12 protein-coding genes, 2 tRNA genes and 2 pseudogenes are annotated in these 15,629 nt (G+C 60.1%); 10 read left to right on the forward strand and 6 right to left on the reverse strand.

What is annotated here, in order from left to right; translation table 11 throughout:
* Nucleotides 1–28 precede the first annotated feature (28 nt).
* The 3 genes from Q1L50_RS15305 to Q1L50_RS15315 form a co-directional block, all read right to left on the reverse strand.
* Nucleotides 29–104: transfer RNA gene (locus Q1L50_RS15305), tRNA-Glu, on the reverse strand.
* Nucleotides 105–129: 25 nt separating this feature from the next.
* Nucleotides 130–205, reverse strand: a tRNA-Ala gene (locus tag Q1L50_RS15310).
* Nucleotides 206–221: 16 nt separating this feature from the next.
* Nucleotides 222–833, reverse strand: a complete 612-nt coding sequence (locus Q1L50_RS15315) for a toluene tolerance protein (protein ID WP_300340201.1) — start codon at nt 831–833, stop codon at nt 222–224.
* Nucleotides 834–1,005: 172 nt separating this feature from the next.
* Between Q1L50_RS15315 and pyrF the strand changes: the two genes are divergently transcribed.
* The gene (gene pyrF / locus Q1L50_RS15320; protein WP_300340203.1) at nt 1,006–1,830 is read left to right on the forward strand and encodes an orotidine-5'-phosphate decarboxylase; all 825 of its coding nucleotides are present in this window, start codon (nt 1,006–1,008) and stop codon (nt 1,828–1,830) included.
* A 28-nt stretch (nt 1,831–1,858) separates the two neighbouring features.
* Here the strand turns inward: pyrF and gyrB are convergent, their stop codons facing one another.
* From gyrB to dnaA, 3 genes are all read right to left on the reverse strand, one after another.
* Complete coding sequence (gene gyrB / locus Q1L50_RS15325) at nt 1,859–4,327, reverse strand: DNA topoisomerase (ATP-hydrolyzing) subunit B (protein ID WP_300340206.1); 2,469 nt, start codon at nt 4,325–4,327, stop codon at nt 1,859–1,861.
* A 70-nt stretch (nt 4,328–4,397) separates the two neighbouring features.
* A complete protein-coding gene (dnaN, locus tag Q1L50_RS15330) occupies nt 4,398–5,528 on the reverse strand; it encodes a DNA polymerase III subunit beta (RefSeq protein WP_300340208.1) in 1,131 nt (376 codons plus the stop codon).
* 210 nt (nt 5,529–5,738) lie between these two features.
* Nucleotides 5,739–7,154, reverse strand: a complete 1,416-nt coding sequence (dnaA, locus tag Q1L50_RS15335; protein ID WP_300340211.1) for a chromosomal replication initiator protein DnaA — start codon at nt 7,152–7,154, stop codon at nt 5,739–5,741.
* Nucleotides 7,155–7,473: 319 nt separating this feature from the next.
* Between dnaA and rpmH the strand changes: the two genes are divergently transcribed.
* The 9 genes and pseudogenes from rpmH (at nt 7,474) to Q1L50_RS15380 (ending at nt 15,171) form a co-directional block, all read left to right on the forward strand.
* The gene (rpmH, locus tag Q1L50_RS15340; RefSeq protein WP_291993540.1) at nt 7,474–7,608 is read left to right on the forward strand and encodes a 50S ribosomal protein L34; all 135 of its coding nucleotides are present in this window, start codon (nt 7,474–7,476) and stop codon (nt 7,606–7,608) included.
* Nucleotides 7,605–8,003: a ribonuclease P protein component gene (gene rnpA, locus Q1L50_RS15345; protein ID WP_300340216.1), complete on the forward strand. Its 399-nt coding sequence runs from the start codon at nt 7,605–7,607 to the stop codon at nt 8,001–8,003. Before rpmH ends, rnpA begins: the two co-directional genes overlap by 4 nt.
* 4 nt (nt 8,004–8,007) lie before the next feature.
* Nucleotides 8,008–8,217, forward strand: a complete 210-nt coding sequence (yidD, locus tag Q1L50_RS15350) for a membrane protein insertion efficiency factor YidD (RefSeq protein ID WP_300340219.1) — start codon at nt 8,008–8,010, stop codon at nt 8,215–8,217.
* Nucleotides 8,218–8,243: 26 nt separating this feature from the next.
* Nucleotides 8,244–9,926, forward strand: a complete 1,683-nt coding sequence (gene yidC / locus Q1L50_RS15355) for a membrane protein insertase YidC (protein WP_300340221.1) — start codon at nt 8,244–8,246, stop codon at nt 9,924–9,926.
* Nucleotides 9,892–11,268 carry a tRNA uridine-5-carboxymethylaminomethyl(34) synthesis GTPase MnmE gene (mnmE, locus tag Q1L50_RS15360; RefSeq protein WP_300340223.1) on the forward strand — a complete coding sequence of 459 codons (1,377 nt, stop codon included), beginning with the start codon at nt 9,892–9,894 and terminating at the stop codon, nt 11,266–11,268. Before yidC ends, mnmE begins: the two co-directional genes overlap by 35 nt.
* Nucleotides 11,269–11,317: 49 nt before the next feature.
* Nucleotides 11,318–12,079, forward strand: a complete 762-nt coding sequence (locus tag Q1L50_RS15365) for a methyltransferase domain-containing protein (RefSeq protein WP_300340225.1) — start codon at nt 11,318–11,320, stop codon at nt 12,077–12,079.
* A complete protein-coding gene (locus Q1L50_RS15370) occupies nt 12,080–12,859 on the forward strand; it encodes a TSUP family transporter (RefSeq protein WP_300340227.1) in 780 nt (259 codons plus the stop codon). It abuts the gene before it with no gap.
* Between the two features lie 105 nt (nt 12,860–12,964).
* Nucleotides 12,965–14,099, forward strand: a pseudogene (locus tag Q1L50_RS15375) (ABC transporter substrate-binding protein); the annotation flags it as partial.
* Between the two features lie 122 nt (nt 14,100–14,221).
* Nucleotides 14,222–15,171 (forward strand): annotated as a pseudogene (locus tag Q1L50_RS15380) (branched-chain amino acid ABC transporter permease).
* The last annotated feature ends 458 nt before the right edge of the window (nt 15,172–15,629 follow it).

Raw genomic sequence — 15,629 nt, forward strand, 5'->3', positions numbered from 1 at the left:
AGCCCGCTCGTTAAAAGCGGGGAACTGGTGGCGTCCCCACGGGGATTCGAACCCCGGTACCTACCGTGAAAGGGTAGTGTCCTGGGCCTCTAGACGATGGGGACCCGGAATGAACTTCTCTCGAACTGCTGGTGGAGGTACGCGGGATCGAACCGCGGACCTCTTGCATGCCATGCAAGCGCTCTCCCAGCTGAGCTATACCCCCTCGAAAGAAGCGCGCATTATAGGCTTCGAGGCCTTTCTTGTAAAGCGCCGTTCACCACTGACTGAAAATCCACCCAGTCGCATTCGCCTGCGCTATCCAGCAGCCGCCTCAGGTTTCGTGCACGCAGCTGCCTGCTCAGACGACGCCGACCAATCCGGGCATCGGCGATGTCGATCAATCCGAACTCTTGGTCCGGCGTATACACGACATTGCCCAGGTGGAGCGAGCGAAAATAGACACCGCAATCGTGCAGCCGAATGACAAAGCGAGTGAAAGCGTCCTTCAGCGCTTGTTCGGCCTTCGGATCCACGCCCTCGGCGATGATTTCACGCAGCGTCTGCCCGGCAAGTGGGTGGTAGTGCACGCTATCCCTGCCGATCGACGGAATACGCCAGACCTCAATGATCACCGGCGCCGGTATGCGAAGTCGATGCAACGCCTCGCCATTGTCCGCAAAACGTTGGGCATACGGATACCATACGGCGGACGACAACCAGCGCTTGCGGCGAAAGAACTTGAGCATCGTTCCATCGGCCAGACGCAACACCTTGTCGCCGAAACTATCGGCCTCGAGAACGGTGGCGCCGGCACGCAGGGCAAGGTAGTCGTCGTGCTTGAGTCTCTTCAAGGCAACTCCCTCGTGCGAAAGCACCGAGTTTACCTTCTCCAAGCATCGTCAGTGTTGAATTGCCGGCAGCGATTCCCGGGTCGGCAATAATCACCAGCCGACAACACCGCCGCGCTGATGACATTGCTCCTAGAATGACAGCTTTCCGACGATGCCCGAGAGCTGCCCACCAATGAACTTCATCCACGCCCTCAACGCCGCCTGGCGCGATCACAACAGCCTGCTATGCGTCGGCCTTGACCCCGACCCGAAGCGCTTCCCTGCCCACCTCCGCGGGAAGCCGGAGGCGATTTTCGAGTTCTGCAAGGCGATTATCGACGCTACGGCAGACCTTGCCTGCTCGTTCAAACCCCAGATCGCCTACTTCGCAGCACACCGCGCGGAAGACCAGCTCGAAGCACTGATCGAGCACATTCACAAGCAGCATCCGGCAACGCCGGTAATCCTCGATGCCAAGCGTGGCGACATCGGCAGTACCGCCGAGCAGTACGCAGTCGAAGCCTTCGAGCGCTTCAAGGCGGACGCGATCACGGTCAATCCCTATCTCGGGCGCGATTCGGTCGAGCCGTTTCTGCGTTATGACGACAAAGGCGTCATCCTGCTCTGCCGAACGTCGAACCCTGGCGGCAGCGACCTGCAATTCCTCGATGTCGGCGGAGAGCGACTTTATGAGCGCGTTGCCCGCCTGGTGCACGACGACTGGAATCAGGGCGGCCAGTGCGCACTCGTCGTCGGCGCCACCTTCCCGGCCGAAATCGCCCGTGTGCGAGCGCTGACCGGCGACATGCCGCTATTGGTCCCCGGCATCGGTGCCCAAGGCGGCGATATTGAAGCGACCGTCCGGGCGGGCCGCACCGCCAAAGGTGTTGGCCTGCTGATCAATTCCTCCCGTGCCATCCTCTATGCCGGCGGTGGCGAGGATTTCGCCGAGCAGGCGCGGCGCGTGGCGCTGACCACCCGCAACGAAATCAACGATCATCGCCGGGACGATGGCTGAAACGTGTCGCTCGGCAAGCAACACCTCGTCACACGTCAATATTCCGAGCTGCCAGAGCATTGGTCTCGATGAAGTTACGGCGCGGCTCGACCAATTCACCCATCAGCGTCGTGAAGATTTCGTCGGCACCAATTGCGTCTTCGATCTGGACTTTCAGGAGGCGCCGTACTTTCGGGTCCATCGTCGTTTCCCAGAGCTGCTCCGGATTCATTTCACCGAGACCTTTATAGCGCTGCTTGCTGACACTGCGCTCGACTTCCTCCAGCAACCATTGCATGGTTTCGGCGAAGCTGCTTACCGTCTGCCTCTTCTCGCCACGTACGACCACCCCGCCCGGACCGAATAGATTTGCCAGGGTTTCCGCGGTCTTGCGCAGCTGCGCATAATCACCGCTGACCAGCAGATCATCGTCGATGACGCCGACTTTGAGATTGCCATGCAGCATCTTCTCGAGCCGCAGCTGCCAGCGTTCCCGTGCATCGTCGTAACGCGCATTGATTGTGATCTCCAGCTTGTCACCGACCGCTTTCATGATCGCCCTTCCGCTGGCGACGGCCGAGGCCTCGTCAACCAGATCGACCTTCAGATTTCCGTCGATCAAGGCGTGCAGCACTTCTGGATTGATCAGGTGCGACAAACGGTTGATCACTGCCTCAGCGAGCAAGTACTCGCGTGCCAGCTCTTCCAGCGCGGCGCCAGATATCTCTGGAGCCCCGGCCATCGGCGTCAACGCCGCGCCTTCGAGAGCCAGCGACAGCAGAAACTGCTTCAGGGCCTGATCATCCTTGATGTAACGCTCGGTCTTTCCGTGCTTGACCTTGTACAGCGGCGGTTGAGCAATATAAATATAGCCGCCCTCGATCAGCTCGGGCATCTGACGATAGAAGAAGGTCAGCAACAGCGTACGGATGTGTGCACCATCGACGTCCGCATCGGTCATGATGATCAGGCGGTGATAGCGCAACTTTTCGGGTTTGTATTCGTCTTTGCCAATACCCGTACCGAGCGCGGTTATCAGCGTGACGATTTCCTGCGACGAGATCAGCTTGTCAAAACGCGCCTTTTCGACATTCAAAATCTTTCCCTTGAGCGGCAGAATGGCCTGGAACTTGCGGTCGCGACCCTGCTTTGCCGAACCGCCGGCTGAATCTCCCTCGACCAGATAAAGCTCGCACAAGGCGGGATCCTTCTCCTGACAGTCGGCAAGCTTGCCAGGCAAACCAACGCCGTCGAGCAATCCCTTCCGACGGGTCATCTCCCTGGCTTTGCGAGCGGCATCGCGAGCCCGCGCGGCTTCGATGATCTTGCCGGTGATTACCCGGGCGTCGAGCGGGCGTTCCTGCAGAAACTCGGTCAACTTGGCCGCTACCACCTCCTCGACGGCGGGGCGTGCCTCCGACGAAACCAACTTCATCTTGGTCTGCGAAGCAAACTTCGGATCGGGCATCTTCACCGACAGCACGCACGCCAACCCCTCCCGCATGTCGTCACCGGCGATATCGACCTTGGCTTTCTTGGCGATCTCGTGTTCTTCGATATAGCGGTTGATCACCCGGGTCATCGCCGCCCGCAAGCCGGTCATATGCGTTCCGCCATCGGCCTGCGGGATGTTGTTCGTGAAACACAGCACTTGTTCGGCGTAGCTGTCATTCCACTGCATCGCCACCTCGACGCTGATCACCCCATTGGCGGTCGGCGATTCACCTTCTGCATGAAAGACATTCGGGTGCAGCACAGACTTGGCGCGATTGATGTACTCGACAAATCCGCGGACACCGCCAAGGAAGGCGAAATCTTCTTCCTTGCCGCTGCGTTGGTCAATCAGACGAATCTTCACGCCGTTATTCAGGAACGACAGTTCGCGCAACCGCTTGGCGATGATTTCATAGTGAAACTCGACTTCGCCGAAAATCTCCTCGTCGGCCATGAAGTGCAATTCGGTACCGCGCTTCTCGGTCTCGCCAACAACCCTGATTGGTGAAACCTCAACGCCCCGTTGAATTTCGATCAAGCGATCGGGCACCAACCCTCGATGAAACTCCATCAAGTACTTCTTGCCGTCACGGCGGATAGTCAGCCGCAGCCACTTCGAAAGCGCGTTGACACACGATACGCCGACTCCGTGCAGACCACCGGAAACCTTGTAGGAGTTCTGGTTGAACTTGCCGCCGGCGTGCAGCACACACATCACGATCTCGGCTGCCGAGCGCTTCGGCTCGTTGCGGTCATCAAACTTGATCCCGGTGGGAATGCCGCGCCCATTATCGGTTACCGAAATTGAATTGTCGGCGTGGATGGTGATCACGATGTCGTCGCAATGGCCAGCCAAAGCCTCGTCGATCGCGTTGTCGACCACTTCGAATACCATGTGGTGCAGACCCGTTCCATCGGAGGTATCGCCGATATACATTCCCGGGCGCTTGCGAACCGCTTCCAGGCCTTCCAACTGCTGGATACTTGATTCATCGTAGGCCGGCTGTTCGTTATCTTCAGTCATTTTCCTCAATCGCTTTCGATCCACTGCTTGGCTTCAAGCCCTTGTCCCCCTTACCGCATCGCGCGTGACGTCAAATTCGCATGGGCATCACCACGTAGCGAAAGCGTTCGTTGCCGGGGATAGTCAGCAGCGCGCTTGAGTTGGCGTCGTTGAAACCCCACTCAATGGTTTCCTCCGAGCGGTTGTTCAGGACATCGAGCAGATAGGCCACATTGAAACCGACGTCGAGGGCTTCCCCACTGTAATCGACCTCGATCTCCTCCAACGCTTCCTCCTGCTCGGCGTTTGCCGCCATGATCCTCAGACTTCCCTCGGAGAGCATCAGGCGCACGCCACGAAACTTCTCGTTGGTCAGAATCGCCGCCCGCACCATCGACTGCAGCAGCGCAGCGCGCCCTACCGAAACGACGTTCTTCAGACTCGCCGGGATCACCCGCTGGTAATCCGGGAAGCGGCCATCGATCAGCTTCGAGACCAGATTGATCTGACCAAACCGGAAGCGGATCTGATTGGGCAGCATCTCGACGGTTAGCGGATCGTCGTTGTCGCCAAGTAGCCGATAGAGCTCGATCACCGTCTTGCGGGGCAAGATCAGCTCCTGGCGCCCAGCCCCCTCGGCACGCAAGGCCCCGGGAGGATGCTCAAGCGGCATGCTGGCATAGGCCAGTCGATGACCATCGGTGGCCACTGCCCGCAGCTCGCTTCCGTCCACCAGCAGCAACAGGCCATTCAGGTAATAGCGAACGTCCAAGGCAGCCATGGCGAACTGCGTTTGCCCCAGCAATCTGCGAAATTCCTTCTGCGCCAAAGTCAGCCGCATCGCTTCACCATCGACCAGGGCCATGCCGGGGAAATCTTCTGCGGGCAGGGTCTGCAGGCTGAAGCGGCTCTTCCCTGCCTTCACCAACAGCCGCCGGTCATCAAGGGTCAGGCTCACTTCGGCGGCTTCGGGCAAGGAACGCAGAATCTCCTGCAGCTTGCGAGCGCCAACTGTGACCGCTCCGTTGCCTTCTCCGCTCGCGCCACCCGTTGAACTGGTGATCTGGATTTCGATGTCGGTGGCCAAAAGCGTCAGGACATCGCCCGTCTTTTCCAGCAAGACGTTCGACAGAATCGGCAGTGTATGACGCCTCTCGACGATTCCAGAAACCGCCTGCAAAGGTGCCAGGAGAGTGTCGCGTCTCGTATTGATAAGAAGCATATATATAAGTCCTATAAAGACTATGGTCCGAACAGATCTGTTGATAACACATAAAAACTGTTTTAATTCATTAAACTACAAATCGCTTTGAGGCTGAAGAAAGGCCGTATGCCGCTGTGCACAGAATTGAACAACTTATCCACAGCGGCTTATTGTTCGCGTTTTCCACCTCTTGTCGGCTACTTTCCCACCGACTTATACAGCGCACGCCTATCCTTTCAGAACCTGCTCAAGAACGTGCACATCATGGTTGAGGTCGTTGTCCCTGGTCCTCAAGTCGTCGATGGTCCGCACGGCATGCAGGACAGTGGTATGGTCTCGACCGCCGAACGCTGCGCCGATTGCCGGGTAGCTCAGGGTCGTCAGATTCTTGGCCAACCACATGGCGATCTGCCTAGGGCGAACGATCACCCGCGTTCGCTTGCGCGAAAACAGGTCTGCCACCTTGATCTTGAAATAATCCGCGACCGTCTTCTGGATGTTATCCACCGTCAGCTGCCGGTTGACCGCACCAATGACGTCCTTCAGAGCCTGCTTGGCCAGATCCAGGGAGATTCGCTGCCCATGAAACGCCGAGTAGGCAAGAACCTTCTTGAGCGCCCCTTCCAGTTCGCGAACGTTCGACCGGAGATGTTTGGCAATGTAGAAAGCGACCTCGTCGTCAAGTGCCACGCCATCAACCTCGGCCTTCTTCTTCAGAATGGCGACCCGCATTTCGATCTCGGGAGGTTCGATCTGCACCGTCAACCCCCAGTCGAAGCGGGTCACCAGACGGTCTTCGAGGCCTGAAATATTCTTTGGATAAGTATCACAACTGATTACAATCTGCTTTCTTGTCTCGCTCAGTGCATTGAAAACATAGAAAAATTCCTCCTGAGTACGGTTCTTGCCATTGAAGAACTGCACGTCATCGAGAAGCAGCACGTCGAGCGAGCGGTAGTAGCGCTTGAATACGTCGAAGGACTTCTGCTGGTAGGCACGAACGACGTCGGAATAGTAATCCTCCGCGTGCACATAGCGGACGACCTTCTCGGGGTGATTGTCCAGGATATGATTGCCGATGGCGTGCACCAGATGGGTCTTCCCCAGGCCTGCACCGCCATAGATGAACAAGGGATTGTAGGTGGTCTCGCCGGGGTTGATGGCCACTTGCCGGGAAGCCGCCCGGGCCATGTCGTTGGCCTTGCCGACGATCAGGTTGTCGAAGGTGAAGCTCTGGATCAAGCGGGTTTTTTCGTAGGCTGAGCGCCCCTTCTCAGCCAGCGCGACGTTCTTGACCGCCACCGCCAGCGCGGCTGCGCCGCCGTCCTGCGCGCCCCTGCCGCTGGTCGGGCCAGGATCGGCGCTTGCGTTGGTTCTTGCGTCGTCTCCGGCGCGTGTACCCAGGCTTAAGGCAATGCTCATCGGCATGGAAAAGTGTTCGCTGGCCATTGCTTCGATTCGCGTCAGGTAGCGCTCCTTGACCCACTTCAGGATGAAGCCATTCGGCGCCAGCAGGCGCAAGCCGCGGGCGCAGTCGCCATCCTCCTCGCCCTCCAGGCGAAGCGGGCGAATCCAGGTATTGAACTGCTGAGGAGGAAGTTCCTGCTCGAACTGGCTCAGGCAGAAGGACCAGAAACTACTCATCCACGGTCATCGGTTGAAATCCGGAAGTAGAGCGCCCAAAGGCGCCGAGAAAGGCCGCCATTAGAAACACAATATATTTTAAATCAGATATATAAAGCACTGTTCTGGCCAGGAAAGGCGACCGAGTTTGCCGTTGGCGAAGACCTGACACGATCTCTGGGGACCGTTGTTCTTGTCTGTTCTGGAAGCGCCAAAGGGGCAATTCTAACCCGTTGCCCGACAGTTATCCACAGCATCGCCGAAAATATGGTGTTGACAAAATTCGCCCGGAGACTGTCTAATCACCAGTTCACTTCGTGTTGCTTCCAAGGGTTCAACCATGAAACGTACTTATCAACCGTCCGTCGTGCGCCGCAAGCGTACGCACGGCTTCCTCGTCCGCATGTCTACCCGCAGCGGTCGGGCCGTGATTAGAGCCCGTCGTGCGAAAGGTCGCCACCGTTTGGCAGTTTGAGCGCCGGAGGTGACCGTGCCGATGATCACCGGGTAGCGAATACGAGTTTTCCAAAGCACTACCGGCTGTTGAAAACGGATGAGTACTCATCCGTTTTTGGTTTCAGGAGGGTGCTGAAAAGCCAACATTTCCTGCTACATTACTGCCCTCGTGTTGCCGCTGACGCCTCAGGCGCCAGGCTTGGACTGGTCGTCGCCAAGCGCTTCCTGCGCCGTTCCGTCGACCGCAACCTTGTCAAGCGACTGGCCAGAGAAGGCTTCCGCTTGCTGCGCGCCCGTCTGCGCCCCAACGACCTCGTGCTGCGTCTGGCAGCAAAGCCGAAAGCGCTGGATCGGAGAGCCCTGGCGCAGGAAATTCAGCGGCTGCTTGGCAAGCTGATCGCAGCTGAACAATGAGTCGATGAAACAGATTCTGCTTGCCCTGATAGGCTTTTACCGATACGCGCTCAGCCCGATGCTCGGGCGTCGTTGCCGTTTTTTTCCCAGCTGTTCAGAATATGCTGCCGAAGCCGTGGCCAAGCATGGCGCTGGCAAGGGCACCATACTTGCCCTGCAACGGCTTCTTCGCTGTCATCCGTGGAACCCGGGCGGTTTTGACCCCGTGCCCTGAACAACAATCGAATCGTATAGGCTTTCATGGATAACCGACGCCTGCTCCTGCTGCTTGTCTTCTCCTTCTCATTGGTCATGCTCTGGGACGCCTGGCAAAAGTACAACCAACCCAAGCCAGCCATCTCTGCGGTTGGCGCCAGTGCGGTCGATCGTTCCACACCGCAGCCCTCGGCGAGCCTGCAGGCTCCTGTTCCAGGAGCGCCGGAAGCGACCGCCGCCACCGCCAAGAGCGCCGAAACCGTTACCGTCAAGACCGACCTCTTTACCGCCGAGATATCGGTGCAGGGGGGCGACATCGTCCGCTTGGTGTTCAACGACTACAAGGACACCGAAAACGGCAGAAAGCACTTCGCGCTGTTTGAAGCCCGACACCGGTATGCCGCCCAAAGCGGTTTGATCGGCGACGGTTTGCCGAACCACAACACCGTTTTCTCGCCGGTACCCGGCACCAGAGAACTGGCGAGCGCTGCCAATACCATTCAGCTTCGCCTCGAAGCACCACCTGTCAAGGGCCTCAAAGTCGCCAAGATTTATACTTTCACCCGCGGCAGCTACCTGATCGATGTTACCCAGGAGATCGATAACACGAGTGATGGGGATGTGGCTTTAAACGCCTACTACCAATTGCAGCGTGACGTCACTGCTCCCGCGGGAGAGAGCAGGATGGTGTCTACCTTCACCGGTCCGGCGGTTTATACCGAGGAAGAAAAATTTCAAAAAGTAACTTTCTCGGAAATCGAAAGCGGCAAGGCCAAGTTCGCCAGCAAGGCGGACAATGGCTGGATCGCGATGGTTCAGCACTATTTCGTCTCGGCGTGGATCCCTCCCGAAAAGCTGCCCCGCGAGTTCTATATGCAGAAACTTGACGGCAGCGTCGATCCCACCGTCAGGGCGGGAGTGATCGTGCCGGTGCCGGTGGCAGCGCCGGGATCGAAGGTTGCCCTTTCTGTTCCGCTTTATGCCGGCCCACAGGTGCAGACCATTCTCGACCATCTGGCACTGCCCAAGTCCGAAGGGGGCATTGGCGCGCAGGGTCTGTGGCTGGTCGTAGACTACGGCCTGCTGAAAGTAGTTGCCGCACCGATCTTCTGGTGCCTGCAGGCGATCCACAAACTGGTCGGCAACTGGGGCTGGGCGATTGTCCTGCTGACCGTGGGCATCAAGCTGTTGTTCTTTCCCCTATCGGCTGCAAGCTACAAGTCGATGGCCAAGATGCGCACCGTAACGCCCCGCCTGGTTGCTCTGAAAGAGCGTTACGCTGGCGACCGGCAGAAGCTCAATCAGGAAATGATGGAGCTCTACAAGCGCGAAAAGATCAACCCCCTGGGCGGCTGTCTGCCGATCGCGGTGCAGATTCCGGTGTTCATCGCGCTTTACTGGGCTTTGCTTGGCGCCGTCGAAATCCGCGATGCACCGTGGATCCTCTGGATCACCGATCTGTCAGCCAGCGATCCGTACTATGTCCTGCCTGTGGTCATGGTGGCCACGATGCTGATCCAGACCAAGCTTAATCCGACGCCGCCGGATCCGATCCAGGCCAAGGTGATGATGATGATGCCGTTCATCTTCGGCGCCATGTTCTTCTTCTTCCCGGCCGGTCTGGTGCTCTACTGGGTGGTCAACAACACCCTCTCGATTGCGCAGCAGTGGCAGATCACGCGGATGGTCGAGAGTGGCGGAAAAGCCGCCAACGACGCCAAGGCCTGAGGCGGGAGAAGCGGCAACGACGATTGCCGCCATAGCGACCGCTCCCGGTCGCGGTGGGATCGGCATCGTCCGGGTCTCAGGAGCCGGTCTCCTTAGTTTCGCCGAGACCCTGAGCAGTAAACGACCGAAGGCCCGCCTGGCGACTGTCGCCGAGTTTCGCGCTGTCGATGGCCGCGTTATCGACAGCGGTCTGCTGCTGTACTTTCCCGCACCGCACTCGTTCACCGGTGAAGACGTCCTCGAACTGCACGCTCACGGTGGTCCGGTCGTCATGCAGTTGCTTCTGGCCCGCTGCCTCGAACTTGGCGCGAGGCTCGCCGAGCCCGGAGAGTTCACCCGCCGCGCCTACCTCAATGGCAAGCTTGACCTGACACAGGCCGAAGCGGTCATCGACCTGATCGACGCCGCGACAGCGGCGGCGGCGCGCAGCGCCGTGCGCTCGCTGCAGGGCGATTTTTCCCGCGAAGTGAACGCCTTGCTGGCCGAGCTGATCGAGCTGCGAGCCCTGGTCGAAGCGACCCTCGACTTCCCGGACGAGGAAGTCGACTTCCTCGAAGCGGCCGATGCGGCGGGTCGTATGGATCGCCTGCAACAGCGCCTGGCCCGCGTCTTCGGCCGTGCCCGGCAAGGGCGCTTGCTGCACGGAGGGCTGCACGTCGTCCTCGCCGGCCAGCCCAATGTCGGCAAGTCGAGCTTGCTTAACCGCCTGGCCGGCGACGACCTGGCGATCGTCACGCCGCTGCCAGGCACCACCCGCGACCTGGTGCGCAGCACCCTGCAGGTCGAAGGAATCCCGCTGCATGTGATCGACACCGCCGGGCTACGCGAAACCCAAGACCCAATCGAGCAGATCGGTATCGAGCGTACCTGGCGCGAAATCGACCGCGCCGATGTGGTTGTGCTGCTGGTCGACGCGCGTACCGGCGTCAGCGACCTCGACCGAGTGATTGTCGGGCAGCTTCCCGAGCACCTGGCGAAGCTGACCGTGTTCAACAAAATTGACCTGACCGGCGCCGGCTCCGAATGCCATGACCAAGGCGATGGCACGGCGATATCGCTTTCTGCAAAATCCGGCGAGGGAATCGACCTGCTGCGGCAGGCGCTGCTGCGAATTGCCGGCTGGCAACCAGCGGAAGACGTCTTCATCGCCCGCGAACGCCACCTACGCGCCCTGGCCGAAACCCGCCAGCACCTTGATGACGCCCGCGAACGCTTGCCACGGCTCGAACTGTTCGCCGAGGAACTACGCCTGGCGCAGTTGGCGCTGGCGTCAATCACCGGCGAATTCGGCGCCGACGACCTGCTGGGCGAGATCTTCGGGCGCTTCTGCATTGGCAAATAGTCGGCTTATCGGTATTCGCCGCACGCCATCAATCGAAAGGAGATCGGCGATGAACTGGGATCCCGCGCAATATCTGAAATTCGTCGAAGCCCGGCGGCGGCCGGCGCTCGATCTGATTGCCCGGCTTGGCGGCAAGTCGCCGACCCGCATTGTCGACCTCGGCTGTGGTGCCGGCAACATTACCCGCTTGCTCGCCGAACACTGGCCTCAGGCCGCAATAACGGGTGTCGACAGTGATCCGGCGATGCTTCGGAAGGCGTCGTCGGCGCCGTCGTCGATCGAGTGGCAGCGGATCGACATCGCTGTCTGGGACGCCGTCACGCAACCCGACCTCATCTTTTCCAATGCCGCCCTGCACTGGCTTCCCAATCATCAACACCTGCTCCCGCGGCTGATCGATCAACTGCCCGCGGGTGGTGTGCTGGCGGTCCAGATGCCGTCGAACTTCAGTTCGCCGTCGCACCGGATCCTGCGCAAGCTGGCTGATGACTATCGCTGGCAGCAGACCCTCGGCGGCATCGAGATGGGCAAGGTGCTGTCAGCCGCCGATTACCACCGCTTGTTGGCGCCAATCTGCCGCCACCTCGAGGTGTGGGAGACGACTTACTGGCAGGCGCTCAGCGGCAACGATGCGATCGTCGAATGGATGAAGGGAACGACCCTGGTACCCTATCTCGCGCGCCTCGACGTCGACGCTGCCGAGCACTTCCTGGCCGCCTATCGGGCGCCACTGGCGATCGTCTACCCACGCGGTGCCGATGGGCATACGCTGTTTCCGTTCAAGCGGATCTTTTTCGTCGCGCAACGCTGAATGCCGATCGATGGGGTTGCCTACTCGCTGCTGGTAGCGCTCGGAACGGCGGCCCTGTTCGCAGGATTCATCGATGCGGTGGTCGGTGGCGGCGGTTTGATCCAGATTCCCGCCTTGTTCTCAGCGCTGCCGAACGCGGCACCGGCGATGCTTTTCGGGACCAACAAGTTCGCCAGCGTCTTCGGAACCAGCAACGCCGCCTGGCGCTACGCGCGACGGGTGCGGATGCCCTGGCGAACGACCTTGCCGGCAGCGCTCGCCGCGTTCGCTTCGTCCTATCTCGGCGCCATGGCCGTCGCCTGGTTGCCACCCGAGCTGTTGCGGCCGCTGATCCTGCTGCTGCTCGTCGGCGCCGCCGTCTATACCTTCAGCAACCGCGACTTTGGCACCATTCATCGGCCGCAACACAGCGGCCGCCACGAGTTCGCCTACGCGCTGACGGTCGGCGGCGCGATCGGCTTCTACGATGGCTTCTTCGGTCCCGGTACCGGCAGCTTCCTGATCTTCCTCTTCGTCCGCTTCTTCGGCTTTGATTTTTTGCACGCGTCGGCCGCGTCGAAGGTCGTCAACGTCGCCACCAACCTGGCGGCGCTTGGTTTCTTTCTGCCCCATGGCCATATCCTGCCGCTCGCCGCGGTGCTGATGGCCAGCTGCAACGTCCTCGGCTCCTTGCTCGGCACCCGTCTGGCGCTGCGGCACGGCAGCGGCTTTGTCCGCAAGGTGTTCTTGTGCGTGGTCAGTGTCTTTATCGTCAAATTCGCCCACGACACCTTGGCTTGAGCTTGTCGTGCGTCCCGCTCCCGCCGCGCAATGGAGCGTGCCGCAAGGCAGACCACGGCATCATCGGACCGATAAACGCAGCGATCAATCATGCTGGGGGAGACAATGAAGATCAAGAATTCAATAGCCGGGCTCCTGGTCCTCTTGGCGGGAGGGTTTGCCAGCGCTGCTCATGCCGACATCAGCGTCGGCGTCACGCTTTCGGCGACCGGGCCAGCCGCCTCGCTGGGCATTCCCGAGAAGAACACCTTCGCGCTGCTGCCGACGACCATCGCCGGCCAGAAGGTCAATTACATCGTCCTCGATGACGCATCCGATACCACCGCGGCGGTCAAGAGCACGCGCAAGTTGATCGCCGAGGACAAGGTCGACGTGATCATCGGGTCGACCATCACGCCCAACTCGCTGGCCATGATCGACGTCGTCGCCGAGGCCGAAACGCCGATGATCGCGATGGCCGCTTCGGCCCGGATTATCGATCCGATCGACGCCAAACGTCATTGGGTTTTCAAGACGCCGCCGAACGACGCCCAGATGGCGACGGCGATTGTCGAGCGCACGACCAACAACAAGGTCAAGACTGGCGCCTACGTCGGCTTTGCCGACGCCTACGGCGAAGGTTGGTGGAACGAGTTCTCGAAGATCGGCGAGGCGCGCAAGATCAAGATCGTCGGCAACGAACGCTTCAATCGCTCCGATAGCTCGGTAACCGGCCAGGTGCTCAAGATCCTCTCGGCCAAGCCGGACGCCGTTCCGGTTGGCGGCGCTGCCGTACAAGTCGCTCAACGACAAGGGCTACAAGGGAATGATGTATCAGAAGCACGGTGTGGCCAACGCCGACTTTCTGCGGGTTTGCGGCAGAGATTGCGACGGAACTTTCCTGCCTGCCGGTTCGGTGCTGGTAGCGGTGCAGTTGACGGACAATAATCCGGTCAAAAAAGTGGCGCTCGATTATGTCAAGAAGTACGAGGCTGCACACGGCCAGGGTAGCGTATCGACTCTTGGGGCGCACGCCTGGGACTCCGGCCCGTTGTTGTCGAATACCGTTCCCGCGGCGCTGAAGAAGGCACGGCCCGGGACACCGGAGTTCCGCAAAGCGCTGCGCGACTCGCTTGAAGACACCAGGAGCGTGACTGCCGCCTACGGTGTTTTCAACATGAGTGCGCAGGATCACCTCGGCTTCGACCAGCGCTCGCGGGTGATGGTCGAGATCGTCGACGGCAACTGGCAACTCGTGAAATTAGGCAGCCGGCGCGCCGTTTCTTGCTGCCCTGCGGTGCGTGCTTCAGATCCTCCGTTGCCAACACGGCAAGGCTGGAACCGGCCGGAGTCCCGATCGGAATGGCCACTGGATTAGCGTTGATGGATTTGCAGATTGCCTTTATCCTGGCCCAGGACGCGATCACTTATGGCGCGATCTACGCGCTGCTGGCGCTGGTCCAGGCTTTCGCCGTTACCGCGTGACCTTCATTCCACCAGGCGAGTTTGTCGCCTTTGGCGCGCAGACCCTGGCCAGCCTGCAGGCTGGCGCGCTACCGGCGACGATCTGGCTGCTGCTTGGCCTGGGCACCGTGATCGTTTTGATCGAGGGCTCGCCGGCGCACTGGTCGCGGTGTCGCCGGCCAGCTTGCCGTTGCCGCTGCAGGTCTTGCTGGCGCTGATGCTGGTGGTGCCGCTGGGGCCGATGATCTGTCGCCTTGCCTACCAGCCGATTGCCGAGGCATCGATACTGGTTCTGCTGATCGTTTCGGTGGTGGTACACGTCACCCTGATCGGCTTGGCCTGCCGTTCTTCGGTGCCGAGGGTTCGCGAACGCTGGCCTTCACCGGCATCAGCTTCGAAGTCGGCGATGCGCTGTTGCAGGGCCAGACGCTGGTGGTGGTGGTCGCCAGCCTGATGCTGATCGTCGCGCTCTTCTTCTTTTTCGAGCGAACGATTTACGGCAAGGCCCTGCGAGCGACCGTGATCAACCGCACCGGTGCGCGCCTGATGGGCATTTCCGGGGCCTTGGCAGGGATGTTGTTTTTCACCCTGGCGGCGGCGATAGGTGCTTTTCTCGGGATCCTGATTTCGCCGATCACCACCGTCTACTACGACTCGGGCTTTCTGATCGGGCTCGAGGGCTTTGTCGGGGCGATCATCGGTGGCCTGGCCAGCTATCCGATGGCTGCCGCCGACGCCATTCTGGTTGGCCTCCCGGAGTCGTTTCGTGGTTCTGGGCGAGCGCGTTCAAGGAGGTGATCGCGTTCACCTCCATCATCCCGGTATTGCTCGGGCGCTCGCGGATCACCCGGCACGTGGAGGAAGAATGAGCCGCAGCCGCCGGCAGGCCAAGTTCGTTCTCCTGTTATTCGCCGGCGCACTGGTCGCGGCGCCACTGCTGCTGCCCGAGTTGTACATCACGCTGTGGCTTTCCGGTCACTTCCTGCCGCTGGGACGATCGCCTGAGGGATTGCCCTCTACTATCGTTTTGGCAACCTTGGCGCGCTCGGCGGCCTCACCGGGATCAGTGGCATCCCGCCGCTGCAGTTCGTCGATCTCGAGCTGCGTTCCCGGGGGGAGTTCCTCTACCTGATCTGGGATGTCCTGCTGCTGCTAACGCTGATCACCGGCGACTTGCTCGACTCGCGCGTAATCCAGAGCTATCTAGTGCGTGACCGAAAACCCCTTCATCCCAACAGCAGCAAGGGATTGGACGGATTTCCGAGCGATGAAGAATTGATAGCCGCAGGGTGATTTGTGGTGAAAACGTCGCAATTCGGGCTTCTGA

The organism is Accumulibacter sp. (genome assembly GCF_029255145.1).
Taxonomy (GTDB): domain Bacteria; phylum Pseudomonadota; class Gammaproteobacteria; order Burkholderiales; family Rhodocyclaceae; genus Accumulibacter.